The organism is Actinoplanes rectilineatus, assembly GCF_000962825.1.
GTDB classification, from domain to species: domain Bacteria; phylum Actinomycetota; class Actinomycetes; order Mycobacteriales; family Micromonosporaceae; genus Actinoplanes; species Actinoplanes rectilineatus.
This window is the reverse complement of sequence record NZ_JZKF01000112.1, coordinates 1-26,388: the sequence shown is the minus strand read 5'-3', so window position 1 is coordinate 26,388 and position 26,388 is coordinate 1. Positions and strand designations below refer to the sequence as shown.

The 26,388-nt window shown below is 71.2% G+C and carries 15 protein-coding genes; 5 read left to right on the top strand and 10 right to left on the bottom strand.

The window, feature by feature from the left end:
* Nucleotides 1–233: 233 nt before the first annotated feature.
* The 8 genes from WH85_RS41860 to WH85_RS41825 all read right to left on the bottom strand — a co-directional run bounded on the left by WH85_RS41860 (nucleotide 234) and on the right by WH85_RS41825 (nucleotide 8,409).
* Nucleotides 234–962 (bottom strand): copper homeostasis protein CutC, encoded by a 729-nt coding sequence (locus tag WH85_RS41860; RefSeq protein WP_045747740.1) that lies wholly within the window; start codon nucleotides 960–962, stop codon nucleotides 234–236.
* The gene (locus WH85_RS41855) at nucleotides 962–2,404 is read right to left on the bottom strand and encodes a M81 family metallopeptidase (protein ID WP_157411562.1); all 1,443 of its coding nucleotides are present in this window, start codon (nucleotides 2,402–2,404) and stop codon (nucleotides 962–964) included. The genes WH85_RS41860 and WH85_RS41855 overlap by 1 nt, the downstream gene beginning before the upstream one ends.
* Nucleotides 2,389–3,219 (bottom strand): carbohydrate ABC transporter permease, encoded by an 831-nt coding sequence (locus WH85_RS41850; RefSeq protein WP_083449677.1) that lies wholly within the window; start codon nucleotides 3,217–3,219, stop codon nucleotides 2,389–2,391. The genes WH85_RS41855 and WH85_RS41850 overlap by 16 nt, the downstream gene beginning before the upstream one ends.
* On the bottom strand, nucleotides 3,209–4,084 hold the full coding sequence (locus tag WH85_RS41845; protein WP_045747737.1) for a carbohydrate ABC transporter permease: 876 nt from the start codon (nucleotides 4,082–4,084) through the stop codon (nucleotides 3,209–3,211). Before WH85_RS41845 ends, WH85_RS41850 begins: the two co-directional genes overlap by 11 nt.
* Complete coding sequence (locus WH85_RS41840; RefSeq protein ID WP_045747736.1) at nucleotides 4,081–5,301, bottom strand: alpha-L-fucosidase; 1,221 nt, start codon at nucleotides 5,299–5,301, stop codon at nucleotides 4,081–4,083. The genes WH85_RS41845 and WH85_RS41840 overlap by 4 nt, the downstream gene beginning before the upstream one ends.
* On the bottom strand, nucleotides 5,298–6,545 hold the full coding sequence (locus WH85_RS41835; RefSeq protein ID WP_045747735.1) for an ABC transporter substrate-binding protein: 1,248 nt from the start codon (nucleotides 6,543–6,545) through the stop codon (nucleotides 5,298–5,300). Before WH85_RS41835 ends, WH85_RS41840 begins: the two co-directional genes overlap by 4 nt.
* Nucleotides 6,546–6,632: 87 nt before the next feature.
* A complete protein-coding gene (locus WH85_RS41830) occupies nucleotides 6,633–7,796 on the bottom strand; it encodes an ROK family transcriptional regulator (RefSeq protein ID WP_045747734.1) in 1,164 nt (387 codons plus the stop codon).
* Between the two features lies 1 nt (nucleotide 7,797).
* Entirely contained in the window at nucleotides 7,798–8,409 is a 612-nt protein-coding gene (locus tag WH85_RS41825) for a TetR/AcrR family transcriptional regulator (RefSeq protein WP_045747733.1), read from the bottom strand.
* A gap of 35 nt (nucleotides 8,410–8,444) precedes the next feature.
* Between WH85_RS41825 and WH85_RS41820 the strand changes: the two genes are divergently transcribed.
* Nucleotides 8,445–9,449 (top strand): serine hydrolase domain-containing protein, encoded by a 1,005-nt coding sequence (locus tag WH85_RS41820; protein ID WP_045747732.1) that lies wholly within the window; start codon nucleotides 8,445–8,447, stop codon nucleotides 9,447–9,449.
* Nucleotides 9,450–9,452: 3 nt separating this feature from the next.
* Here the strand turns inward: WH85_RS41820 and WH85_RS51220 are convergent, their stop codons facing one another.
* Nucleotides 9,453–12,707 carry a S8 family serine peptidase gene (locus WH85_RS51220; protein ID WP_052721196.1) on the bottom strand — a complete coding sequence of 1,085 codons (3,255 nt, stop codon included), beginning with the start codon at nucleotides 12,705–12,707 and terminating at the stop codon, nucleotides 9,453–9,455.
* A 338-nt stretch (nucleotides 12,708–13,045) separates the two neighbouring features.
* On the opposite strand from WH85_RS51220, the gene WH85_RS41810 reads away from it, so the two are divergent.
* Complete coding sequence (locus WH85_RS41810) at nucleotides 13,046–19,912, top strand: type I polyketide synthase (protein WP_169792567.1); 6,867 nt, start codon at nucleotides 13,046–13,048, stop codon at nucleotides 19,910–19,912.
* Nucleotides 19,897–22,098 (top strand): S9 family peptidase, encoded by a 2,202-nt coding sequence (locus tag WH85_RS41805; RefSeq protein ID WP_045747731.1) that lies wholly within the window; start codon nucleotides 19,897–19,899, stop codon nucleotides 22,096–22,098. The genes WH85_RS41810 and WH85_RS41805 overlap by 16 nt, the downstream gene beginning before the upstream one ends.
* A gap of 1,411 nt (nucleotides 22,099–23,509) precedes the next feature.
* Here WH85_RS41805 and WH85_RS41800 read toward each other — a convergent pair.
* A complete protein-coding gene (locus tag WH85_RS41800; RefSeq protein WP_052721194.1) occupies nucleotides 23,510–24,184 on the bottom strand; it encodes a phosphatase PAP2 family protein in 675 nt (224 codons plus the stop codon).
* Nucleotides 24,185–24,319: 135 nt separating this feature from the next.
* Here WH85_RS41800 and WH85_RS41795 point away from each other — a divergent pair, with 135 nt between their 5' ends.
* Both WH85_RS41795 and WH85_RS41790 read left to right on the top strand, forming a co-directional pair.
* Complete coding sequence (locus WH85_RS41795) at nucleotides 24,320–25,492, top strand: MFS transporter (protein WP_045747729.1); 1,173 nt, start codon at nucleotides 24,320–24,322, stop codon at nucleotides 25,490–25,492.
* A 424-nt stretch (nucleotides 25,493–25,916) separates the two neighbouring features.
* The coding region (locus WH85_RS41790) for a condensation domain-containing protein (RefSeq protein WP_157411559.1) at nucleotides 25,917–26,388 on the top strand (472 nt) is incomplete at its 3' end.

The window sequence follows — 26,388 nt, the reverse complement described above, 5'->3', positions numbered from 1 at the left end:
TGGGGATTCCGTGGCGACGGGTGGAGCGGTTGCTGGGGATTCCGTGGCGACGGGTGGAGCGGTTGCTGGGGATTCCGTGGCGACGGGTGGAGCGGTTGCCGGGGATTCCGTGGCGACGGGTGGAGCGGTTGCTGGGGATTCCGTGGCGACGGGTGGAGCGGTCGCTGGGGATTCCGTGGCGGTCAGCAGGAACTTGCTGCTGGTGCCGCCGTAGTCGATGCCGAGGAGCAGCGTCACGGACGTACCCCGGCGTCCCGTAACGCCTCGATGATCCGCAACGCGGTCCGCTCGTCGGTGGTCTCGCGGCCGGACTCCGGGCCTTGGGCGGCGCTGCCCAGGGTGAGCGCGCCGGAGTCGCGGACCACCGTCTTCGCCGAGGCGTGCACGGCCGGGACGCCGGTGGACACCAGTGCCGGGATCAAGGATGGTACGACGCCGCCGCCCGCCTGGACCTCGAGGCGGCCGGCCGCGGCGGACACCAGGCGGCGCAGGCTGGGCAGGCCGTCGGCGACCACGGTCGGGCAGCCGGCGGTGAGGATCCGGCCGACGCCGAGGGTGATCAGCTCCTCGAGGGCGTGGAACGGGTCGGGGAGCAGGTCGAACGCCCGGTGGAAGGTGACCGTGGCGGTTCCGGCCGCGCACACCACCCCGTCGACCAGGGCGGAGTCGATGTGCCCGTCACGCAGGCCGCCGATCACCACGCCGGCCGCTCCGGCGCTGATCGCGTGGCGTACGTCGCGGATCGTGGTGGCCACCTCGGCCGGGGTGTATTCGAAGCCGCCCGGCCGGGGCCGGACCAGCACGTGCACCGGGGTGGTGCCGGCTGCCGCCTCGATCAGGCCGAGCGACGGGGTGACCCCGCCGAGCGGCAGCGCGCTGCACAGCTCGATGCGGTCGGCTTTGAGGCGGGCGGCGACGTCGATGCCGTGTTCGTCTTGGACGGCCAGTTCGAGATTGACCATCAGAGCATCGTCACGGTGAGGGCGGGTTCGGCCGGGAAGGCGTCGAACGGGAACATCGGGCGTTCGATGCGGTGGTGGCCGAGCCGGGCCAGGTCCTGGTCGACCGGTCCGGGGGTGAGGGCCAGGGTCCAGCCGTTGGCGATGTCGTACAGGGTGGGCTCCAGGTATCCGATCTTGGTGACGATGATGTCGGCGGCGGCCGGGTCGAGGCCGATCGCGGTGAAGTCGTCGACGTGGTGGTACGCCTTGCGGAACTCGGTGACGATCACGTGCAGTCCGCCGCAGCGGACCACGGCGATCCGTCCGGCGTCCGGGTCGCCGGTGTGCAGCCCGTGCAGTGTCCCGCTGATCGGAACCGGTCCGCTGACCCGGGAGTCCACCCGTGCCCCGGCGGTCACCGACACCTGATCACCGACCCGATGACCGAAAAGGATCTCCACGGCGGCCGTGTCGAAAATCGAGGCGACATAAACTAAACAGCCGTCAAATCGTGAAATGTCCGATAAGAGATGTGAAAGCGTCCACGTCACATCCCCACTCCCACCAGCACCGGGATTGTCCCCGGAATCGCTGATCAGATACGGACGAGTGGGCGAGGCCAGAGCCCGCGAAACAGCGTCCTCCAACGACCCCGGCGGCCCGACGAACCCGAAGTCGTCCCGAGCCTCCCACAACCGGGACGCCAGCTCCGACGCCGCCGCAGCGATCACCGATGATGAATCCCCGGTGACGATCACCGTGGCGTGGCACCGCGGTTCGTCCGCCCAGGCGTACCCGATCCAGATCGAAGCGTCGGTGACGCCCTCCCGGGCCTCGATCGCGGCGAGCGACCCGTAAAGGCTCTTCGCCGGTTCGACCCGCGTCGACGTCTTCTCGCCCGGCAGCAGGATCGGCACTCGCACCCAGGCCCGGTGCGGTCGTTTCCCGGCGGCGAGATGCTCGACCAGATGGCGGGCCGCCCGTTCCCGCGTCTCCCCGGCGTCCTCGTGCGGCGCGAGCCGATAGCAGGTCGGCAGTTCCACGGCGCGGGCGAACCGTTCGGACACGTTGCCGTGCAGATCCATCGGCGCCGACACCAGAACATCCGGCCCGATCACCGCCCGGATCGCGGTGATCAGGTCACCTTCGGCGTCGTCCATCCCGTCGACGCTCATCGCGCCGTGAATGTCGAAGTAGAGCCCGTCGATCGGCCCGGCGTCGCGTAGCCCGTCGAGAATGCGCTGCTTGAATTCGTCGTAGACCTCCCGCAGCACCTTGCCCCCGGGAATGGACCGCGCGTGCAGGATCCCGATCCATTCGGCGGCCGGATCGAGGAAGTCGTAGCGCGCGAGAACCTGCGGCCCGGACAGCACCGAGAAGTCCCGGAACGACGCGCGGTGCGCCGCGTAGGCACTCGATTCGATGTGCATTCCGGCGATGGCGATCCTCACCGGCCCCCCAATCCTGACGTGGCGATTCCTTTGACGAGGTGGCGTTGCAGCGCGACGACCAGCAGCGTCGTCGGAACCATCGAGATGATCGAGGCGGCCATCTGCAGGTCCCAGCGGGTGCCGGTCTGGCTGGAGAAACTCGCCAGTCCGATCGGCAGGGTGCCCAGCGTCGCGTAGTCGTTGACCGCGATCAGCGGCCACAGATAGCTGTTCCAATAGTTCAGGAAAGTGAATACGGCGAGCACCGCGAGCGCGGGCCCGGCCAGCGGCAGGATGATCCGGGTGAATGTTCGCACCGGTCCGGCGCCGTCGACGCGGGCCGCCTCCTCCAGCTCGTACGGAATGCCCCGGAAGAACTGCCGCATCAGGAACGTGCCGAACGCGGTGAACGCCCACGGGAGGATCAGCGCCGGATAGGTGTCCACCCAGCCGAACCACTGCATCACCACGAACATCGGGATGACCAGCACCTCCTGCGGCACCATCAGGGTGCCGAGGAACAGCACGAACACCACCTCGCGGCCCCGCCAGCGCAGCCGCGCGAACGCGTATCCGGCGGTCGCCGACACGAACAGCACCACCATGACACCCGCGACCGAGGTCAGGAACGAGTTCATGATGTACGTCGTGAACGGCGCATAGTCGAAGACCTCGGCGAAATTGCTCCACCGCACCTCGGAACCGATCAGCGTCGGCGGGGCGAGCAGCACCTCCCGCGACGGTTTCAGCGCCGAGAAGAACGCGTACACGAGAGGGGTGGTGAAAATGACGGCGGCGAGTACCGCCGTGGTGTGGGCGAGTCCGGATCGCAGCCGTTCAGTGCTCATAGTGCACCCATCTCCGCTGCGCCCGGAACTGCAGGACAGTGATACCGATGATCAGGACGAAGAGCAGCCAGGCGGCGGCCGCGGCCAGTCCGAGGTCCTGGAACGTGAAGCCGGTGTCGTAGATGAACATGACCAGCGGGATGGTGCTGGTGCCCGGTCCGCCGCCGGTGAGCAGCTGCGGCTGGGCGAACACCTGCAACGACCCGATGATGGTCATCACCGCGGCGAAGAAGATCGCCGGCGAGATCAGCGGCAGCGTGACCCTGATCAGAAGGCGCCAGCCCTGTGCTCCGTCCATCCGGGCCGCCTCCAGCACCGAGGTCGGCAGCTGCTCCAGCGCCGCGGTCAGGACCAGCATGTTGTAACCCATGCCGGCCCAGACGCTCATCACGACGATCGCGATCATCGCCCAGTTCCGGTCGACCAGGAAGTTCGGCAGGGTGATCCCGAGCCACGCGGTGGACAGCCCGTTGAGCAGGCCCTGCGGTTGCAGCACCAGTTTCCAGACCAGCGCGTTCGCCACCATCGGGGTGACCACCGGGATGAAGAACAGCACCCGGAAGACCGCACGGCCGTGCAGGCGCGGACCCAGCAGCAGCGCCAGGCCGAGGGCGACGGCCAGGTTGGTGGGCACGTAGAGGACGGTGAAGAGGACCGAGTTGCGCAGCGCCGGCCAGAAGTCCGGGGTGTCGGTGAGCAGCGCCCGGTAATTGCCCAGCCCGATGAACTCCCGGTCGCCGAAGATCGGCCAGTCGAAGAGGCTCATCACCACGGCCAGGGCCACCGGCAGGGCGGTGAACACGGTCAGCCCGGCGAGGGCGGGGCTGATGAAACCGAGTGCGTGCCAGCGTTCCCGGTGTCTCATGAGGTCAGCAGGATCTCGATGACCGGCAGCGCCACCTCCGGCCGGTGGACCGGCAGGGTGAGCGTGAGCGTGCCGGGATCCGGCGCGGCCGGGGTCAGGTTGAACGCCTCCTGGTCCGGCGGGATCTCCCGGTAACGGATCTCCGACCCGTCGTGCAGGAACCGGGCGAAGCGCACCCGGCCCGCCAGTCCGGGCAGGTGCAGCAGCCCGAACGGCCAGTCGAAGAGGTGGGCGTAGAGGCGGTCGCCGCGCTGGGTGTAGGTGACCCCGGACGGCGGCACATGATCGGCGGGCCCGGCGCCGTGGATCGCGGGGGAGTGCCGCCGCATCCACTCGCCGACCGCCGCCAGCAGTGCGGCGTCGACCGGCGCGATCTCTCCGCGACCGGTCGGACCCACGTTGAGCAGCAGGTTCCCGCCGAGAGCCACGGAACCGGCGAGCATGCGTACGATCATCTCGGGGGTCTTGAAGTCGTGGTTGTCCCGGTGGTATCCCCAGCTGCCGTTGACGGTCTGGCAGGCCTCCCAGGGCACCGGTCTGCCGTCGCGCAGCAGCGGGCGCACCGGTTGGTACTGCTCCGGGGTGACCAGGTCGCCGGGGATGCCCAGCCGGTCGTTGACGATCATGCCGGGCTGGAGTTCGCGGCACATCGCCATCAACGCCTCGGCGTCCCAGTCCTGCGGGGTGGTCCCGCCGCTGCCCGGTTCGTCGGTGAAGTCGAAGAACAGGTAGTCGATCTGTCCGTAGTCGGTCAGCAGCTCACGGACCTGGGCATGGAGGTAGGGGCGATACTTTGATATATCCCTTTTCTCGGGATGGGCCCGCAAAGGATGGTGCCGGTCGACCGGATAATCCGGGTGATGCCAGTCCAGCAGGGAGTAGTAGAGCCCCACCTTCAGGCCCTCCGCGCGGCACGCCTCCACATACTCGAGAACCAGGTCACGAGGCGACTTGAAATCGGTCGTCGCGGTGTCCCACAGGCAGAAACCCTCGTGATGCTTCGCGGTCAGCACCGCATAACGCTGGCCGGCCTCCCGGGCCGCCCGGGCGATCGCCCGGGCATCGAACAGATCCGGCTCGAAGAACTCCGCATAGCGCTCGTAGACGTCCGGCGGGATCTCCTCGTAGTTCATCACCCACTCGTGCCGGGCCGCCACGCTGTACAGGCCGAAGTGGAGGAACAGCCCGAACCGGGCCTTGGCGAACCAGGCCGTCACTTGCCGAACTTCTGCTGGAGGTTGCCGAGCGCGTCGGGCATCGTGCCCTGCCCGGTGTAGACGCTGACCAGCTCGTTCGGCATCGCCGTCGCGACCTGCGTCCACTCGGCGGTGACCCGCTGCGCGGTGGCGCCGTCGAAACCGGCCTGGAAGGCGGCGGTCAGCATCTCCCGCTTGCCGTCCGGCAGCGACGCGAAGTAGCCGTCCTGGCTGGCCAGCTGCGCGGGATAGTTGCCCTGCTTCGCGATCAGGTCCTCGCCCTGCTTACCGGTGAGGGCGCCGAGCACCTTGAGCGCGGCGTCCTTGTCCTCGCAGTTCTTCGCGATCCCGTACCCCGAACCCAGCGCCACCCCGAACGGCCCGGCAGCGCCGGACGGCAGGCGCACCGCGCCGCCGGCGAAGGGCAGATCCTCAGCGGTGTACGTGGCAGCCTGCCACGTGCCATCGATGATCATCGCGGCTCTACCGTTCTGGAACTGGGTGACCTCCCAGCCGGTCTCCGACGCGGACGGGACGGCCTCGGACACCTTCGCGCCGGTGACCAGGTCGCCGTACCAGGTGGCGGCGTCCACGAAGGCCGGATCGGTCAGCGCCAGCCTGCCGCTGTCGTCGACCGGCTGTCTGCCGGCGCGGGCCATCGGCAGCGACAGCCACTGGAACTCGTCGAGGGAGACGGCGAAGCCCTTGACCCCGGTCTTCGCGGTGATCGTCGTGGCGGCGGTCTCGAAGTCCTGGATGGTCCAGGTGTTGGTGGGCGCTTCCAGGCCGGCCTTGGTGAACAGGTCGGCGTTGTAGAACAGGAACATGGTGGCGGTGTCGTACGGCAGTCCGTACAGCTTGCCGTCGTTCTCCATCACGCTCAGCGCACCCGGGTTGTAGTCGCCGCGGGCGATGCCCATGGTCGTCAGGTCGGCGTCGGTGAGCGGCTCGAACGCGGCGGTGTAGTCGGTGAGGCGCTGGCCGTTCATGGCGGTGACGCAGGCCAGCTTGCCGGAGGCCATGTTGGCGTTGAGTTTGGTGAAGAAGTCCGCCCATGGGGCGGTCTGCAGTTCGATGGTGATGTCCGGGCCGACGATCGCCTGCGCGGCGGCCATCTGCTCCTTCAGTTTCTGCTCGGACTCGGTGTCGCCCGACCACATGTTCCACACGATGGTGGTCTTGCCGTCCGCGCCGTCGTCGGACGAGCAGGCCGCGGTGCCGAGAATCAGTGCCAGTGCCGTGAGAGCCGAACCCCATTTGCGCATGGCGATCCCTAACGTCGGGGGCCCTCAGGGTATGCGGCTGCACGCTCTTATTTCAATAATCGAAGTTTCTTCGATATTTGTATTCGATTATCGAACTAAGTGGACGTGCTCATCGATCCGTTGCGGGTCGAGCAGCTCGTCGATCACCAGCGACGCCACACCCCGCGCGCCGATGTCCGCGCCCGCCGTCGACGCCGAGATCTCCAGGCCCTCGGTGGACAGCGGCAGACACTGGTCGTAGACGGCCGAGCGCACCGCGGCGACGTACGCGTCACTCGACGACAGGCTCCCGGCCAGCACCAGGCGTTCCGGGTTGAAGAAACCGACGAGGGTCGCCAGCACCACCCCCGTCCGCCGGCCCGCCTCCCGCAACAGCCGCGTCGCCAGCGGATGCGCGTCACGGGCCAGCGCCGCCACGTCGGCCACCTCCGACACCTGCTCCCCGGCGTACTGCAGGGCCAGCACGATCGAACGCCCGCCGGCCACCGCGTCCAGGCAGCCGGTCCGCCCGCACGAGCAGAGCACCTCGGAACCGTCGGCGACCCGGGTGTGACTGACGTCCCCGGCGATCCCGCGCGACCCCCGGTGCAGCCGGCCGGCCGCGATGATCCCGGTGCCGATGCTCGCACCGGCCTTGACCAGGATCAGATGCTCGGCCGTACGGCCGGTGGCCACGAACTCGCCGACCGCCATCGCGTTCGCGTCGTTCTCGGTACGGACCGGCACACCGGAGATCCCGGCCAGGATCGCCGCCGGATCCACCCCGTTCCAGCCCGGCATCCGCGACGGCGACACCACCCGGCCGTCGGCCGCCCGCACCGGACCCGGCACGGCCAGGCCGATCCCGGCCAGCTCCCGTCCCGGGTTCATCGCGCCCAGCTGCCGGTGCACGGTCCGCAGCACGGCCTCCGGCGACGTCGTGATGTCCAGCGCGATGTCCCGCCCGGCCACCACGGTGCCGGTCAGGTCGTGGAGGCGCAGCGTGGCGTGCCGGGCGCCCAGCTCCACCCCGGCGATCAGCCGCGCGTCGTACGCCAGACCCAGCTTGCGCGGACGGCGCCCGCCGTGCGACGGCCCCTGACCGGACTCGGTCAGATAGCCGTGCCGGATCAGCTCCTCGACCCGCAGGGCCACGGTGGACGGCGCGAGGCCGGTGAGCCGGGAGATCTCCGCCCGGGAGGCCGCCCGGCCGTCGCGGACCAGCGAGAAGATGCCGCCGGCGGTGGTCAGGTCGGCGTGGGGTGCGCGCATGTCACGAGGTTAGAAGGCCGGTGACGAGGGTGCGCAGGCCCTGCCGGTACGTGTCGGTCGCGGCCAGCTCCGGCCAGCGTTCGCCGAGTCCGGCCAGCTGCGGCGCGGCGAACGTCGGCGGCACCGGGGGCCGGCCGGACGAGTGGGCGCGGACCAGGATCTCGCCGACCGTGTAGTACCAGACGGCCCGGAACACGTGGGCGGCCTGCTCCGGTGTGCAGCCGTGGTCGACGGCTCCGGTGAGCAGCGCCTCCACGGTGGACAGGGCGGCGCCCTCGAGGCGTCCGAGGAACCCGTCGGTGGAGAGCACCTCGGCGGCCCACGGCCAGGAGGCCAGCGAGTCGTGGATCGCGACGGCCGCGGCGAACACCCGTTCGGCCGGGTCGGTGGGCAGCTCACCGGTCATGGTCCGGCCCGCGTGCTCGTTGATCAGCAGGATCAGCAGGTCCTCGCGGTCGCGCACGTGGTGGTACAGCGTGGTGGTCCCGATGCCGAGGTCACCGGCAAGGCGGCGGACGGTCAGTCTCTCCCAGCCGTCGTCGTCGATGATCCGCCGGGCGGCGTCGAGGATCTGCGCGCGGGAGGTCGCCGGGGGCCGGCCGGTTTTTGGCACACCATCATCATGCACGCCGATGCTACTTTAGGAACATGTTCCTAAAGGCGGAGTTCCAGGCCCACCTGGACGACATCCACCGTGCCGGCGTCCCCGGCGTCATCGCCGAGATCCGCGACGGCGACCGGACCTGGCGCGGCGCGGCCGGCGTCGCCGACCTGGCGACCCGGCGCCCGATCACCCCGGACATGCGGATCCGCGTCGGCAGCCTGACCAAGACCTTCATCGCCGTCGCGGTGCTCCGGGCCGGCATCGACCTCGACCGGACCATCGGTGACCTGGTGCCCGGCGGGCGCGGCGAGCGGATCACCGTCCGGATGCTGCTCAACCACACCAGCGGCATCCCCGACTACCTGCCCGTCGCGTTTCCCTCCCTGGGCGGCGGCACCCCGGAGAGCATCGACGACAACCGGTTCCGTCACTTCAGCCCCGACGAGCTGATCACGATGGGGCTCGGGCTGCCGGAAGCCACCGGCGGGGTCTACTCCAACACCAACTATCTGCTGCTGGGACAGCTGCTGCAGGGGGAGAAGTCCCTCGTCCCCGACGATCTGCCGCACACCGGATTCCCGGCCGGCCCGGAGATCCGGGGACCGCACCCGAAGATGTACGAGCGGTTCTTCGGCACGATCGACCCGCCCCGCGACTACAGCGTCTACGACATGTCCTGGGTGGGGACCGGCGCCGCCCTGGTCTCCACCGTCGAGGACGTCAACACCTTCTACCGGCAGCTGCTCACCGGGCGGCTGGTCAGCCCGGCGGACCTGGCACGGATGCAGCAGACCGGGCCGGTCCGGTCGTTCCTCGGCGAGACCGTCGACTACGGGCTCGGCCTGCACCGGTTCACGGTCGGCGGACGGACGTTCTGGGGGCACGACGGGACGGTGTGGGGAGCGGACACCCTCACCATGAGCAGCCCGGACGGCCGGCGGCAGATGACCGTCGCGCTCAACACGTCGCGGTGGGCGCCCCGGCCCCACCCGATCGACACGGCTCTGGCGGACTTCACCGAGCAGGCGATGACGGGTGGGGCCGGGTAGTGCTCAGCGCAGCGCGTACGCCCGGATCACGGTCTCGCTGACCGTGTTACCGGCGGTGTCGGCGGCCGACGTGCGCAGCGACACGAAACCGGCACCGGCGGGGTGGGTGACGGCGGCGACCCGCTTGTCACCCGTCCCGCTCAGCGAGGCGGCGCGCCAGGTCTTCCCGTCGTCGTAGGAGACCTCCACCTTCACCGACTTCACCCTGCCGACCGCCGAGTCCGGCTGGTGCTCGACGAACACCGGGATCTCGAATCGGCGACCGGACGGCGCGGTGTTGCGCTCGTCCACCTTCGGCGCGAACCGCACCGAATGCAGCGGCAGACGCTGGAAGTCCTCGCCGGCCACGTGCCCGGACTTGAACGTCCACTTCGCCGTGACCTCGGTCGACAGCGTGTGCGGCGCGCCCCGCTTCGAGGTGGCCTCGAGACGGTAGGTGGCGGTGCCGGCGGGGAGCTCGTACTCGTACCCCTCACCGATCTTGGTGTTGCCCTGGAAGAGCGCGACCGTCTCCTGGGCCACGGCCGACCGGCCGGGGTGACCGCTGCCGTCGCCGGACAGCGGCGGGTCGGCGATCAGCAGGTCGCCCTGGCGGGACACCCAGTACGCGTCGAACGGCGGCTGGGTCAGGTTCGGCCCGAAGACCGCCTTGTTCCAGTCCTGCTCGACGGTCTTGCCGGCCCGGTACCGCCGTGCACCGGCGGTCAGGTAGCTGACGAAGTTCTCCTCGGCGTCCACCTGGTCGAACTCGGCCGCCCACGGGTAGTCCGGGTTCACGAACTCGGCCCGCCGCGCCGGCAGGTCGAACGGGAGGAACGACAGCCAGGCGAGGGCCTCCTCGGAGTACTGCGCGTAGTTGCTCTTGTAACCGGACGTGCCCACCGCTTCGGCGGCGTACGACGCGTCCAACTCGGTGAGCTCGGACAGCTTCGGGCTCTTGGTGAGCCCGTCGAACATCCGGCCCGGCTGGAAGTAGGCCAGATCGGTCGTGTACGGGCTGTTGCGGAAGTCTCCCGCGGCCCCCGGCACGGCGAACGTGCCGACCACCGACGCCAGGAAGTCCGGGTTCGACGCGGCGGACAGCGGGCCGACGAAGATGTCGTCGAACGTGGCCGCGCCGACACCGGTCGACACGGTGACGTCCTCGCCGTACCAGTCGGCGCCGGCCGAGGCGAGCACCGTCCCGGCGTCCGACTGCGGCGGGACGACCTTCACCGGCTTACCGACCCGGGCGTCCACCGTCAGCGACCGGGCAGCGTCGATGGTCAGTTCCGCGTCGGCCAGCGACGAGATCGTCGACTCGCCCTCGAACACCCAGGCGAACAGTCCGTAACGGCCCTTCGGCACCCGCAGCTCCTGGGTGCCGGTCGGTTGGAACGCCTCCACGAAACCGCCGGGGTTGTCCAGGTCCACCAGCACCACCAGGTGGTCGAGGCTCGGCGAACCGTCCCGGTTGATCGTGGTCAGGGTGACGTCGTAGCTCTCCACCTCCTTGTTCACGCCGAGCGGGGTGCTCACGCGTACCCCGTCGGCGGAGACGGCCGTGAGGAAACCGCCGAGCGCACCGTCCGGGACGTCCTTGCGGGTGTCCGCGGTGACCGTGGTCGTCGCGGTGCCACCGGCCGGAACCGTGATGGCGCTGTCGGCCGCCTCGAACACCTCGCCGGTGACCGTCAGGCTCAGCGTGACCGCCGCGGTCCCCGCGTTGCGGTAGGTGACGGTCTTCGTGACCGGCTGGTCGTCGTCGTGCGGCCACTGCTGCAGACCGAAACTGATCGCACCCTCGTCGACCGTCACGGTCTGGGTGATCTCCCGGGCGACGTCCACCCGGCCCGCGCCCTGGTCATACGAGCTGACACCCTCGGTCGGCTTCGCCGAGGCCATCAGGGTGTTCTTGCGCAGCTTCGACGACCAGTCCGGGTGCACCTGGGTGAGGATCGCGGCGGAACCCGCCACGTGCGGGGTCGCCATCGAGGTGCCGGACAGCGTGCCGTAGCCCTCGACCGGCGCCGGACCGGAGATCTGATCGTTCGCGGCCTTGGCGGCCACGATCTCCACACCCGGTGCGGTGATCTCCGGCTTCATCCCGCCGTCACCGACCCGCGGGCCCCGGCTGGAGAACGGCGCGATCTCGTCCTCACGGTCGACCGCACCGACCGACAGCGCCGAGTCCGCCGTGGACGGCGAGCCCACCGAACCCTGGCTGCCGGAGTTGCCGGCGGCGATCACGAACAGCGTGTCGTGCTGCGCCGTCAGGTCCTCGACGGCCTGCTCCAGCGGGTCCACCTCCGGGGTGTCACCGCCGCCCAGGCTCATGTTGACGACCTCGGCGTTCTCGGCGCCCCAGATCATGCCGGCCAGGATCGCCGACTCCTCACAGCCGTAGATCTCGCACACCTTGCCGATCAGCAGCTTCGACCCGGGCGCGACCCCCTTGAACCTGCCGCCGGACGCGGCACCGGTGCCCGCGATCGTGGACGCGACGTGCGTACCGTGCCCGACGATGTCGTCGACACTCGGTTCGGTGGTGAAGTTCTGCGAACCGGCGACCTGCCCGGCCAGATCCGGGTGCGTCAGGTCGGCGCCGGTGTCCAGCACGGCGACCGTCACGCCGGTGCCGTCGAACCCGGCCTGCCAGGCGGCCGGCGCGCCGATCTGCGGCACACTCCGGTCCAGGCTGATCTGCCGTCGCCCGTCCAGCCACACCTTGCTCACTCCGGTGCTCAGCGTGCGCGCGCCGGCCGGCCCGGCGGTCAGCTCCGACCACAGGCCCGCGTTCGACTTCACCGCCAGCAGGCCGAGCGGCGACAGATCGCGGGTCACTTCGGCGTCTGCCGCGGCCACCGCGGTCCGCGCGTTCTTCGAGCCTCTGGGGTACGTGACGAGCAGCGGAACCGCATCCCCGGCGTTCAGTTCGGCCAGTCCCGTCACGTCGAACAGCCGGCGGTCCAGCCGGCCCTCGCGCAGCAGCCCCACCGCATCCGACGGAATCACGTAGCGGCGGCCGTCCATCACCTGCGTGAGGAACCGGATCTTCTCGCGACCGGGCCCCGCCTGCACCCGGAAATCACTGCCGACCAGGGTCACCCGGTCCCCGGTGAGCAGCGTGACCGTCCGGGGAGCGGCGTCGCCCGCCGTGGCGGTGGTCTGCCCGGTGGGTAACGAGGCTCCTGGTGCCGGCGCTGCCGACGCGGGCGCGGCGAGCACGCCGGCGCCGACGATCGCGGCGGTGATCGGGGCGAGCAGTCTTCGATGCATCGATGCCTCCCGTGCCGGGCCGGTCCCGGCTCGCCATCGACCCTTGCAGATTGATGCAATGGAGGGTCGTGAATATGTGGCGAACTCTGCGACCTTCATCGGAACCGCACGGGAAACTCACAGGATCTTCGATTTCCGGTTGCTCCGTGAGCCCGAGGTCCTCGACCGGTGGGATCCGCCGGGGTCCGCCCGATCGCCGTCGGCGCCGTTCCGCCGATCACCACCGCGGAGTTCTCCTGCCGCCGGATGCGCCGGGGATCACGGGGTCCGCACCGGGAGTCGCTGTCGGCGGGGTGCTCTGCCGCGTACCCCTTGCCCGGGGCTGTCATCGTGGGCCGATGCCTGAATCCATTGTGGATCTTCTGCGCCGTCACGCCGGGGAACGACCGGGGAAGGCCGCGTTCGTCAGCGGCGACCGCGTTGTCGGTTTCGGTCGGCTGGAGGAACTGACGAGGGGGTTCGCGGCGGGGCTCGCGGCCCGTGGCGTGGAGCGCGGCGACCGGGTGATGATCTGCCTGCCGGCCGGGATCGACGCCGTCGTCGCGGTGCTCGGGGCGGTACGGGCGGCGGCGGTCGGGATCCCGGTCGACCCGCGCGCCTCGACCGCCGAGCGGGCGGCGCTGGCCGCGGACAGCGCGCCCCGGCTGATCGTCTCCCGGCAGGACCTCGGCGTCGGGGAGATCGTCGACAGCGGCCGGGGCAGGGCCGCCCGCGACGACCTCGGGATGGACGAGGACACCTGGATCCACTACACGTCGGGCAGCACCGGGCAGCCCAAAGGCGTCATCTCCACTCAGGGCAGCTGGCTCGGCATGCTGGAGGGCTCGCTCGTCGAGCACCTCGGGTTCACCGCCGACGACCGGATGCTCTGGCCGCTGCCGATCTTCCACGCGCTCGGGCACGCCCGCGGGGTGCTCGCCACGGTCCGGCTCGGCGCGACCACCACGATCGTCGACCACCCCTCCGACGAGGAGCTGATCGCCGCGCTGGAGAGCACCGATCCGACGATCCTCACCGGGGTGCCGACGGTCTACCACCGGCTGATCGCGGCCCTCGGCGAGCGGCGGCCGGCCGTCCCGCACCTGCGGATGTGCGTCACCGGCGGCGCACCGTGCCCACCGTCGCTGCGCGCGGCGGTCCGCACCCTGCTGGGCGCGCCGTTGATCAACAGCTATGGGAGCACGGAGACCTGCGGGGCCATCGCGATGGAGACCCCGGGCCGGGAGCCGGTCGCGGAGGGTTCGGTCGGGACGATCCTTCGCCGGGTACGCGTCGCGGACCCGTCCACCGGCGTTCCGGTCCCGCCCGGCGCCGAGGGCGAGGTTCAGGTCGGCGGCCCGGGGCTGATGCGGGGCTACCTGGGATCGCCGGAGGCGACCGGGTGGTACCGGACCGGCGACCTGGGCCGGCTCGCCGGTGACCAGCTGATCCTGACCGGCCGGGCCCGGGACCTGATCATCCGGGGTGGCGCGAACGTGCACCCGGCGGAGATCGAGACGGTGCTGCTCGGGCTGCCCGGCGTCGCCGACGCCGCGGTGGCCGGGCGCCCGCACCACCGGCTCGGGCAGGTCGCCATCGGGTACGTGGTGCCGTCCGGCCCGGACGTCGACGCCGTCACCCTGCTCGCGGCGGTGCGCCGGCGGATGTCCGCGGCCAAGGCACCGGACGACGTGGTGCTGGTCGAGTCCCTGCCGCGGACCTCGTCCGGCAAGGTGATCCGGGACCGGCTCGGTCAGGTCCCGGAACCGGACGACCCGGTCGTCATCGTCGCCATGTCCTGCCGCTATCCCGGCGGGGTGGGTTCGCCGGAGGACCTGTGGCGACTGGTCGACGACGAGGTCGACGCGATCACCCCGTTCCCCCGGGACCGCGGCTGGGGCCCGGACCTGTTCAGCCCGGACCCGGACCGGGCCGGCCACAGTTACGTCCGGGAGGGCGGCTTCCTGCACGACGCCGCCATGTTCGACCCGGCGCCGTTCGGCATCGCCGACGCCGAGGCCGTCGCGATGGACCCGCAGCAGCGGCTGCTCCTGGAGACGGCCTGGGAACTGTGGGAACGGGCCGGCATCGACCCGGGCACGATGCGCGGCAGCGACACCGGCACGTACGTCGGACTGATGTACCGCGATTACATCGATCTCGCCGAGAATCTGTCCGCGGAGATGGAGAGCCACGTCGGCATCGGCTCGGCGGGCAGCGTGGCGTCCGGGCGGATCGCGTACACGTTCGGGCTCACCGGGCCGGCCGTCACGGTCGACACCGCCTGTTCGTCGTCGCTGGTCGCACTGCACTGGGCGGCCCGGGCACTGCGGGCCGGGGAGTGTTCGATGGCCATCGCGGGCGGCGTGGCCGTGATGGCCACCCCGACCCCGTTCAGCGCGTTCAGCCGCCTGCGCGGGCTGGCCCCGGACGGGCGGGTCAAGGCGTTCTCGGCCACCGCGGACGGCACCGCATGGTCGGAAGGGGCCGGCCTGCTGCTGCTGGAGCGGCTCTCCGACGCCCGCCGGCACGGGCATCCGGTGCTGGCGGTACTGCGGGGCAGCGCGGTCGGTTCGGACGGCGCGTCGAACGGGCTGGCCGCACCGCACGGTCCCGCGCAGCAGCGGGTGATCCGGGCGGCGCTGGCCGACGCCGGGCTGGGACCGGCGGACGTGGACGTGGTGGAGGCGCACGGCACCGGCACCCTGCTCGGGGACCCGATCGAGGCGCAGGCGCTGCTGGCGACGTACGGGCGGGACCGTCCGCCCGGCCGGCCGCTGTGGCTGGGCACGATCAAGTCGAACATCGGGCACACGCAGGCGGCCGCGGGGGTCGCCGGAGTGATCAAGATGGTGGAGGCGATGCGGCGCCGGACGATGCCGCGGACCCTGCACGTGGAACGGCCCAGCGAACACGTGGACTGGACGGCGGGGGACGTGCGGCTGCTGACGGCGGCGCGGCCGTGGCCGTCGGCGGACAGACCGGCACGGGCGGGCATCTCGTCCTTCGGGATCTCCGGAACGAACGCCCACGTGATCATCGAGGAGGCGGCGTTCACGGAGGTTCCCGGCGCGGTCGACCACGCCGGCCCGCTGCTGATCTCGGCGGCGGAGCCGGTCGCCCTCGTGGAACGCGCGCGGCAGCTGCGGGACCGTCCGGAGATCGCCCCCGCGATCAGCGCCGGCCGGGCCGCCCAGCGCCGGCGGGCGGCGGTTCTCACCCCGGCGGCGCTCACCGCCCTGATCGACGGCCGTGACCATCCCGGCCTGGTGACCGGCGACGGCCGCCCGCCCGGCGAACTGGCCTTCCTCTTCCCCGGCCAGGGCGCTCAACGCCCCGGCATGCGGGACCTGCCGGGGTACGACGTCTTCCGCGACACCTTCGACGAGGTGATGACCGTCCTCGGCGACCCGGTCCCGGCCGGCACCGACCCGGACCGCACCGAGAACGCCCAACCACTCCTGTTCGCGTACGCGGTGGCCGCCGCCCGCCTGCTGGACTCGTGGGGCGTCCGCCCGGACGTGGTGGCCGGCCACTCGATCGGGGAGATCGCGGCGGCTCACATCGCCGGCATCCTCACCCTCGAGGACGCCGCCATGCTGGTCGCCGCCCGGGCCCGCCTGATGGGCGCGCTGCCGGACGGTGGCGCGATGGCCACGCTGCCCCTCGGCGAGGAGGAGATCCGGCCACTGCTGCCGGCCGGCGTCGAGATCGCCGCGGTCAACGGGCCCCGGTCCGTGGTGGTCTCCGGAGACGTGGACGCGGTCGCCGGTCTCGCCGCCGGCCGGGGCACTCCGCTCCGGGTCAGTCACGCCTTCCACTCGGCGTACATGGACCCGGTGCTCGCCGCGTTCGAGCAGGTGGCGGCCACGATCACCTACCGTCCGGCGCGACTTGCGGTGATCAGCACGCTGACCGGCCGACCGGCGACCGGCGACGATCTGCGCTCGGCGCGGTACTGGGTGCGCCAGCTCCGCGAACCGGTCCGCTTCGGCGACGCGGTCCGCCGCCTGCCCCGGCTGGTCGTCGAGATGGGCCCGCGGCGCAGCCTCTCCCCGCTGGTCCCGCAGGGCACCGTCGAGGCCTCCGCGAACGGTGCGGCGGCCCTGTGGGCACACGGCGTCCCCGTCGACCGGGCCGCGCTGCTCGGCCGTCCCGACCCGCGGGTCGCCGCGACGCTGCCCACCTACCCGTTCACCCGCCGGCGTTTCTGGATCGGTGCCGGGGCCGCTCCGGTCTCCGGCGATGTCGGTGCCGCCGCGGCCGGAGGAGTCACGGCGCTGCTCGACACGATGACGGTGGTGTCCGGAACGGATCGCCGTGTCGCCACCGGCCGGCTCTCCCTGGCCCGCCACCCGTGGCTGGCCGATCACGCCATCGGCGGGGAGACCGTCGTCCCCGGGACGCTGCTCGTGGAGGCGGCAGCCACGTTCGCCGCCTGGGCCGGCGTCCCCGAGATCACCGAACTGGTCATCGAACGACCGATCGTGCTCGCCGCCGACGAGTCGGAACTCCGGCTGCTCCTGGCCGAACCGGCCCCCGACGGCAGCCGCTCCCTGGAGATCCACGTCGACCGGCTACGGCACGCGTCCGGTCGCGCCGCGGCCCTCCCGGAAGCCGAATCGCCCGCCCGGGACCGGACGGCCTGGCCCCCGCCGGGCCACCCGGTCGACCTCACCGGCTTCTACGACGACAGCGGCTACGGGCCGGCGTTCCACGGCGTGACCGCGGCCTGGCGCTCGGACGGCGAGGTGCACGCCGAGATCCAGCTCCCGGCAGCCGCCACGGCGAGCACCGGGCTGCATCCCGCCCTTCTGGACGCGGCCCTGCACCCGGCGCGGTTGCTGGACGGTGCTGATCGCGTACCCCGCATGCCCTTCCTCTGGTCCGGGATCCGCCGGCACGGTGCCGCCACCACCGCTCGTGTCCGGATCCGTCCACTCGGGCCGCACCGGATCGAAGTACACGTCGCCGACACCGCCGGACGGCCCCTCCTCGAGATCCGCGAACTGACCCTCCGCCCGCTGCCCCAGCCACTGTTCCGCGAGGTCCTCGTCCCGGCGCCGCACACCCCGGACGAGACCCCGGCCCCGGTCACCCTGGACGTGCCGATTCCCCCGCAGACCAACCCCGATGGTGTACGCGCGAAGCTCTGGACCGCCCTCGACCGCCTCCGCACCCTGCTCTCCGGGACCTCGCGTGTCGTGGTGACCACGAACTCCGCGGCCGTCGCCGGTCTGGTCCGGGTGGCCGCCGCCGAATACCCCGGACAGGTCGGCCTGGTCGAACACGACGACACCGCGGAGTCGCGGTCGGCCCTGCCCGGGGCGGTCCGGGCCGCCGCCGTCGAGAAGGAGATCCGGGTGACCGGGGGAGAAACGGCCGTTCCCCGGCTGGTCCGCGCCGAGATCCCCGAGGACGGCGGCGCGGGGAACCGTTTCGGGGGCGGGACCGTGCTGATCACCGGCGGATCCGGGGCGCTCGCGGCGGTACTGGCCCGGCACCTGGTCGCCACGCACGGGGTACGGCACCTGCTGCTCGCGTCCCGCCGGGGAACCGCCGCCGCCGACCTGGCCGCCGACCTGTCCGCGGCGGGCGCGACGGTCACCCTGCGACCCGTGGACGTGGCCGATCCGGATCAGCTGACGGCGGCGCTGGCCGCGGCCCGCCCGCCGGTCACCGCGGTCGTCCACACCGCCGGGGTGCTCGACGACGGCCCGATCGCCACGCTCACCCGCGACCGCTGGGACGCCGTCCTGCGCCCCAAGATCGACGCGGCCTGGCATCTGGACCGGCTGACCGGGGGACTCGCCGCGTTCGTGCTGTGCTCGTCGGCGTCCGGGCTGCTCGGCAACGGGGGACAGGCCGCGTACGCGGCCGGCAACGCGTACCTCAACGACGTCGCCCGAAGCCGGCGCCGCGCCGGAAAGCCCGCCCTGGCACTGGCCTGGGGACCGCTCGCCCTGGACGGCGGCATGCCGTCGGCGGGCTCCCGGCTGCGGCCGATGACACCGGCCGAGGTGACCGCCGCCTTCGACGCCGCCCTGCGCGCCGACGAGCCGGTGCTGGTCCCGATCATCAAGCGGCCACCGGCCGCCGCATCGCCGGCCCGGTCACGCCCGGTGTCCGCGGCACACCGTCCCGCCGAACAGCCGACGCGGTCCGCCTTCGCCGATCTCGACGGAAAAGAGCTGGTCACCGCCCTGGAAGCGCTAGTTCGTGAGGAGGTGGCCGGCGAGATCGGGCACGGGGATCCCTCGATGGTGGACATCCGGGGCGCGTTCACCGATCAGGGATTGGATTCGGTAAGTTCGATTCAACTGCGGACGAGGCTGGTGGCGGCGACGGGGGTGGCGATGCCGGCGACGGTGGTGTTCGACCATCCGACGCCCGCCGCGCTGGCCCTCTGGATCGCCGAGACCCTGGAGTCGGCACCGCCCGCGGAGACCCCCGACACCCTGCCCGCGATGTTCGCCGCCATCGTCGACAGCGGTCACCACTGCATGGCCGTCAACCTGGTGATCAGCGCCTCGGTCACCCCGATCGCCGCCCCCACGCGTGTCCCGATCATCCCGGTCCCGTTGAAGGAGACCGCCGAAGGACCGATCCTGATCGGCGTGCCGTCGTTCGGCCCGGCCGGCGCCGCGGAATTCCGCGGCCTGGCCCGCGCCGCCGACCAGGCGCTGACCGTCCTGCCCCTGCCGGGATTCGCCGACCGCCGGCACACCCCGGACTCCCTCGACGACCTGACCGAACGGCTCACCGAGGCGGCCCTCGACGCGGCCGCCGGCCGCCGGATCGTCCTGGTGGGCCGGTCCAGCGGCGGCGTCCTGGCCCAGGCCCTCGCCGAGACCATGGAGGCGCGCGGCGTCGTCCCGGCCGGCCTGATCCTGCTCGACACGTACGAGCGGGTGCTCGGCCTGCTCACCGAGGAGTGGATGGCCGCCCTGATGACCGGAGGGCTCCGCCGCGTACCCGAAAGGAACGCTCTCCTCACCACCGGCACCTACATGCGGCTGATCCGCGACCGGCGGCCCGCCCCACTGACCGCGCCCAGCCTGCTCGTGGCCGCCACCGACCCGGTCCCCGGCATGCCCGCCGACGGCTGGCGCGCCACCCGGTCGGTGCCGCACGAGCGTGCCGAAACCCGCGGCGACCACTTCACCATGCTCGACCGTCACGCCGCCGAAACCGCGGCCATCATCGGAAAGTGGGTACCACGGTGACCTCGTTCCCCGCCCTGTATGCGCAGACACAGGGCTTCACCCTCGGCGCACCGCACCGGTTCACCGTCGCCCCCGACGGCACGACCGTGCTGTTCCTGCGCTCGGGCGGCGGCACCGACGCGGTGGGCAGACTCTACGCCCACGACGTCGCCACCGGGGAGGAACGCCTGCTCGCCGACCCGGCCCACCTGGACGCCGGCGACGACACCCCGATGACCGACCGGGAACGCGCCCGCCGGGAACGCGCCCGCGACCGGTCGGCCGGCATCGGCGGCTACTCCACCGACGCCGCCGTCACCACGGCCGTGTTCACCGTCGCCGGCCGGCTGTACGCCGTCGACGTCCGCACCGCCCAGGTGACCGGCCTGAACGCGCAGGAACCGGCCGCCGAAGCCCGGATCGACCCGACCGGGCAGACCGTCGCGTACGTGTCCGGCGACGAACTGCGGGTCGTCGGCCGTGACGGCAAGGAGGACCGGGCACTGGCCACCCCGGACGGACCCGACATCACCTGGGGCCTGCCCGAACACGAGGCGTCCGAGTCGATGGACCGTTTCGAGGGCCACTGGTGGGCGCCCGACGGCCGCAGCCTGATCGCCGCCCGGGTCGACAACACACCCGTCCAGATCTGGTACGTGTCCGATCCCGAACACCCGGAACGCCCGCCGACCGCCCTGCGCTACCCGTCGGCCGGCACCCCGAACGCCGAAGTCACCCTGCACATTCTCGGACTGGACGGCGCCCGCATCCCGGTCCGGTGGGACGCGGAGACCTTCGAATACGTCACCAGGGTCACCTGGGACGACACCGCCCTGCTGGTCTGCGTGCAGAACCGTCCGCAGACCGTGATGCGGGTCCTGGCGGCCGACCCGGTCAGCGGCGAGACGATGCTGGCAGCCGAGAACACCGACCCGCGGTGGACCACCATCGTGAACGGCCTGCCCGCCCACACCGCCGCGGGCCGGCTGATCTGGTCGGTCGACGACGGCGACACCCGGCGCCTGACCGTCGACGGGATTCCGGTGACCCCGCCCGGCCTGCAGGTCGAGGAGGTGCTGGCGGTCGACGGCGAGACGGTGCTGTTCGCCGCCCGCGACGAACCGGCCGAACGCCACCTGTGGACCGTGGACACCACGTCGATGTCTCCGGTTCCGTCTCCGGTTGCCGAGGTGCCGTCGTCGGTTCCGGTTCCGGTTCCGTCTCCGGTTGCCGAGGTGCCGTCTCCGGCTCCGGCTCCGGTTCCGGTCGCCGGGGCGCCGTCTCCCGTCCGGGTCACCGCGGCGCCCGGCATTCACGACGGCACCCGCGCGGGCGGCGTGACCGTAGTCGTCGCGCACACCCTGGACTCCGACACGGTCACCGTCGACGGCCGTCCCCTGCGCAGCCTCGCCGTCGAACCACCACTGCGCCCCCAGGTCCGGCTGGCCGCCCTCGGCACCCGCGAACTGCGCACCGCCGTGCTGTTCCCGACCGGGCACGTACCCGGCTCCGCCAAACTTCCGGTGCTGCTCAGCCCGTACGGCGGCTCCGCAGCCCAACGGGCCGTCTCCGGCCGCGCCTGGTACTACGCCCAGCAGTGGTTCGCCGACCAGGGCTTCGCCGTGATCGTCGCCGACGGCCGCGGCACCCCCGGCCGCGGCCCGGTCTGGGAACGCGCCCGCCTCGACGACCACGCCGGCCCCCGCCTGCAGGACCAGGTGGACGCCCTGCACGCCGCCGCCGACCGTTACGGTGACATGGACCTGACCAGGGTAGGCATCCGAGGCTGGTCCGCAGGCGGATACCTGGCGGCGCTGGCCGTCCTGCGCCGCCCCGACGTCTTCCACGCCGCGGTGGCCGGAGCACCCGTCACCGACCAGCTGCTCTACAGCAGCCATTGGCAGGAGCGCACGCTGGGCCTACCCCATGAAAACCCTGCGGGGTACGCGCAAGGCTCCCTGATCGCCGACGCCCCGAACCTGAGCCGCCCCCTGATGCTGATCCACGGTCTCCTCGACGACAACGTCCTCCCCGTCCACACGATGAAGTTGTCGGCGGCCCTGTTCGCGGCGGGCCGCCCGCACACGGTCCTCCCGCTTCCCGGAGCCACCCACATGGGTAACACCGCCGACCGCATGTGGGAGATGGAGCTGGCTTTCCTCCGCAACGCGCTCACCCACCCCGCCGCCGGTCCCGGCGTCCGCTGACCGGGTCGCTCACCCGGTCACGCCCAAGGTGGGTGCACCCATCCCGCCACCGGTCCCGGCGTTCACTGACCGCTGACCGGGTCGCTCATCCGGTCACACTCAAGGTGCACCCATCCCGCGGCCGGTGCCGGCGTCCGCTGAATGCCCTCCGATCAACCGGTCGGGAGCTCCCACCCGAGGCGCGCAACACGTCCGTGCCCGCCTCGCCCAAGGTCCGGCAGACGTACCCAGTCGCATGATCGGGTGCGCCGGCAGCCCTCAGCCGCCGGTGTCCGCACCCGTTCAAAGGATTGGGTGCGTCCATCCGACCCGTCCCATCCCGAACGGTTGGCGGCCGCACCCAAGCCGGTCATCGGGTGCGCCGGCATCTCCAGTAAGCGGTGGCCGCACCCAACCAGGTGGCCGGGTGCGCCCGCCCGTCCCGGACGGGTGGCAGGAGCGCCCAGTCGCATGATCGGGTGCGTTGGCAGCTCACAGCCGCCGGTGGCTGCACCCGATCATGGGTTCGGGGGCGCTCACCTGTCTTGAATGGGTGGTAGGCGTGCCCAGTCGCATGATCGGGTGCGCTGGCAACCTCAGCGGGTGGTGGCCGCACCCACTTACTTGATCGGGTGCGTCGGCAGCTCCAGCGGGGCGGTGTGCGTCCCCGATCAAGGGCTCGGGTGCGCTGACCACTCCCGGGGAGGCGGGCGTACCCAAGCTGGTTGTCGGGTGCGCTGACCGCTCCCGGGGGAGGCGGGCGTACCCAAGCTGGTTGTCGGGTGCGTTGACAGCTCCAGCGGGCGGTGAGTGCACCCGATCAAGAGATCGGGAGCGCGGGCCTGTCTTGAACGGGTGGCTGACGTACCCGGTCGCTTGATCGGGTGCGTCGGCAGCTCCAGCGGGCGGTGAACGTTCCCGATCAAGGGGTTGGGGGTGCTCACCTGTCTTGAATGGGTGGTGGGCGAACCCAGTTACGTGATCGGGTGCGCTGGCAACTCCTCGCAGGCGGTGAGTGCACCCGATCAAGGGTGTGGGTTCGTTGGCCCGGACTTGGCGGGCGGTGGGCGCACCCGATGATTGATCGGGCTACGTCACCGTCGTAGGCGCCCGCGATGACGCGCGTTTGGCCAGTGCTGGTGAGCGCATGGTTGACGGTGACGACGCGTATATGGCCAGTGCTGGTGAGCGCATGGTTGACGGTGGTGACGCGTATATGGCCAATGGTGGTGAGCGGATGGCTGACGGTGGTGACGCGCGTAGGTCCAGTGCTGGTGGTGAGCGCATGGTTGACGGTGGTGACGATCGCATACGCGCTGTTCGGTGCACTGAACGGGATGCGGTGGTGGCGTCGGCGGGGGAGGGCTGTGCGGCGCCGGGTTGTTGATGTCCGCTGTTCGCGGGTGAGACCGAGAGCGGGAACCGGACACGTTCAGTAATGGTGGCGGGTTCCGGTGCCGGCCAACGGGCGTTCGGCCCGGACGGTGGCCGGCACCATGGCGGCGGGGGTTGCCAGGATGGGCCGTAGGGCGGGTACCGCGCGCAGGGACGTCACCGCTCGGGTTGCGGGGCGCAGCACCAGCAGGGTGACCAGGGCTGTCAGGGTGGCGCCCAGGAAGAAGCCGGTCAGCACGTCGTGCGGGTAGTGCACGCCTACGAAGACGCGCGAGAACGCGGCCGACGTCCCCACGATCATCGCGGCGATGCCTAGGCGCCATGAGACGAGGAAGACGGCGATGAACAGTGCGCCGGCGATTGTCGAGTGGTTGCTGGGGAAGGACCAGTCGCCGACCGGTGGGCATTCGGCGGCGACGATCGGTAGGCCTACCGCGCGGCAGGGGCGTTCTTCGGTGAGGAAGGTTTTGGCGACTTCGCTGGTCAGGTAGGCGGTTACGCCGGCGGCCGGGCCGACCAGGGCCAGCGCCATCGTCGTCGCGGGGGCGCTGCGGGCGCGCCACCAGGCGGCGAGCCACAGCAGCATCAGCAGGATGATCGACAGTTCGGTGAAGTGGCGCATGAAGTCCTGCACCCAGGCTGGTGAGGCGGTTGCCACGCCGACGACGTCGCGGTAGAGCTCGGTGGAGAACGCCGGTGGCAGCAGACCCATGTCAGCCTTTCGTCCCAGGGGGCGATTTGCCTGGATCTTAATTGCTGTTCACCTGTGAGACACCTGGGGGTCGGCCCGGGGCGTCAACGAAAAATTGACAATGTGCGCGAGGGTCCGCGGCTAGTTTGAGTATTTATGACTCAACTCCTGCGTAACAGGAATGCTGCCGTGTACCTCGGGGCTGTTCTCGTCTCCGGATTCGGCAGCACCGCGATGATCCTTGTCGCCGGAGTCTGGGTGATGTCGCTGACCGGCTCCAGCAGCCTGGCCGCCGCCGTGGGCTTCCTGATGTACTCGCCGACACTGGTCGCACCCCTACTCGGCGCCCTCGTCGACCGGACCCCGCACCGCCGGGCGGTGCTGGTCGGCGTCAACCTGGCGATGGGGCTGATCCTGTTCGGTCTTCTGCTGGTCCGCAGCGCCGACCAGGTCTGGCTGATCTTCGTGGTGATGCTGCTCTACGGCGTCAGCTTCGTCGTCCTCGACGCCGCCGAGACCGCGGTCCTGCCCGCCGCGGTCGACCGCGAGCTGCTCGGTGACGTCAACGGCCTGCGGATGTCGATCTCCGAGGGGGTGAAGCTGGTCGCGCCGCTGGTCGGCGCCGGTCTCTTCACGATCGCCGGCGGTGCCGGTGTCGCCGTCCTCGACGCGGTCACCTTCCTCTCTGCCGCGGCCCTGTGCCTCATGTTGCGCTTTCATCCTCGGGGGTACGACCGGAGCGTGCCGCCGTCCGCCGGCGGGCTTCGCGACTACCCGGCTCTGCACCGTCTCGTCCTCTGCGGGGCGGCGGTGACGTTCACCAGTGGCGTCAGCGGCGCGATGCTGTTCGCCGTGATCAAGGACGGTCTCGGGTACGCGCCTGCGTACGCCGGGGTGCTCTCCGCCGTGCAGGGGGCCGGTGCGATCGCGGGTGGCCTGCTCGCCGGTCCGCTGCAGCGCCGGTTCCGGGCGCAGGTGTTCGTCGGCGCGGCGATCGCCCTGTTCGCCCTGAGCCTGGGTCTGCGGGCGGTGCCGGCGACGGTTCCGGTGCTGGCGTCCGCCCTGCTGGCCGGGGTGTCCCTGCCGTGTGTGCTGATCGCGATCGCGACGACGGTGCAACGGGAGGTGCCCACCGAGCGTCTCGGACGGGTCGCCGGCGCCGTCAACCTGTTCACCTTCGTCCCGATCGCCGCGGGTCAGGCTCTCGGTGCCGTGCTGCTGTCCACGGTCGACCGGCGGATCGTGCTCGCCGCGGTGGCCGTCGTCGCCGCGTCGGCCGCCGCCGTCTGTCTGCGGCCCGTGCGTGCCACGGTTCCATCGGGGACGTGAACGTCCCCGATGGGCGGATGCGTGCCGGTGGCGTGACAGGCGCGCGGGTGACACCCCGGGGTGGACGGTCGTCCGGTCCGGCGCCCCGCTGAGCGTACGAATGGCGGGATCCGGTTCGAGGGCGACGGAAGGGTAATGCACGCCCGGCACCGCCCGGGACGTTTTCCGAATAATGTCGCGCATATCATCCGGTGTCCGCGGTGACCCCTGAAGTGTGGCCCACGGGCAATTTCGGAGTTGTCACGGCACACTGTGTTCCGAATGTCCTAGCATCGCGATCGGCCGGGCAAAGTCCGCCGTCTCGAGAAGCGGGGACGGCAGGGGTCAGAAAATCAGTCAAGGTCGACGGATTCCGCCCGCTCGGACATCGTGTTCAACCAGGCGCCGCGAGGCTTTCTGGGATTCATGACAAGGCGGGGGAACCGTGTCGGCTCCGACAGTTGCGCCCAGCACCGAGATGGTGACCGTTGCGGAGCGAAAGCTGCTCACCCATCACCAGATCTTCCCCGACGACTCTTCGTACAATCTCGCATTCGCCTACCGGGTGCGGGGCGCGGATCTGCCCCGTCTCACCGCCACCGCGGTCCGTCTTCTGGAATGTGTCGCCGCGTTCAACACCACCTTTCCTCTGCATCGGGGGCGGCTGGTGCGGCGGAGGCACGGGCCGGGCGGGCACCACGTCCAGGTGCGTCCGTTGCCCCCGGGTGGCGAGGCGGAGCTGCTGCGCCGGGTCTCCGCCCAGGTGGACGCTCCGATGCCACCGGACACGTTCCCGCTCGCGGCCGTCGAGTTGTACGGCGACGGCGGTGACCTGGTCTACCTGGTGATCCGGGCGGCGCACGTGGTGGCCGACGCGTACACGTACTACAACGTGTTCCGGCTGGCGTCGCGGCTCT

What these genes read in the sequence shown, in the direction of transcription:
- WH85_RS41860 (WP_045747740.1), bottom strand. Translation starts at nt 962, where the DNA reads ATGGTCAATCTCGAACTGGCCGTCCAAGACGAACACGGCATCGACGTC.
- WH85_RS41850 (WP_083449677.1), bottom strand. Translation starts at nt 3,219, where the DNA reads ATGAGCACTGAACGGCTGCGATCCGGACTCGCCCACACCACGGCGGTA.
- WH85_RS41845 (WP_045747737.1), bottom strand. Translation starts at nt 4,084, where the DNA reads ATGAGACACCGGGAACGCTGGCACGCACTCGGTTTCATCAGCCCCGCC.
- WH85_RS41835 (WP_045747735.1), bottom strand. Translation starts at nt 6,545, where the DNA reads ATGCGCAAATGGGGTTCGGCTCTCACGGCACTGGCACTGATTCTCGGC.
- WH85_RS41830 (WP_045747734.1), bottom strand. Translation starts at nt 7,796, where the DNA reads ATGCGCGCACCCCACGCCGACCTGACCACCGCCGGCGGCATCTTCTCG.
- WH85_RS41820 (WP_045747732.1), top strand. Translation starts at nt 8,445, where the DNA reads ATGTTCCTAAAGGCGGAGTTCCAGGCCCACCTGGACGACATCCACCGT.
- WH85_RS51220 (WP_052721196.1), bottom strand. Translation starts at nt 12,707, where the DNA reads ATGCATCGAAGACTGCTCGCCCCGATCACCGCCGCGATCGTCGGCGCC.
- WH85_RS41810 (WP_169792567.1), top strand. Translation starts at nt 13,046, where the DNA reads ATGCCTGAATCCATTGTGGATCTTCTGCGCCGTCACGCCGGGGAACGA.
- WH85_RS41800 (WP_052721194.1), bottom strand. Translation starts at nt 24,184, where the DNA reads ATGGGTCTGCTGCCACCGGCGTTCTCCACCGAGCTCTACCGCGACGTC.
- WH85_RS41795 (WP_045747729.1), top strand. Translation starts at nt 24,320, where the DNA reads ATGACTCAACTCCTGCGTAACAGGAATGCTGCCGTGTACCTCGGGGCT.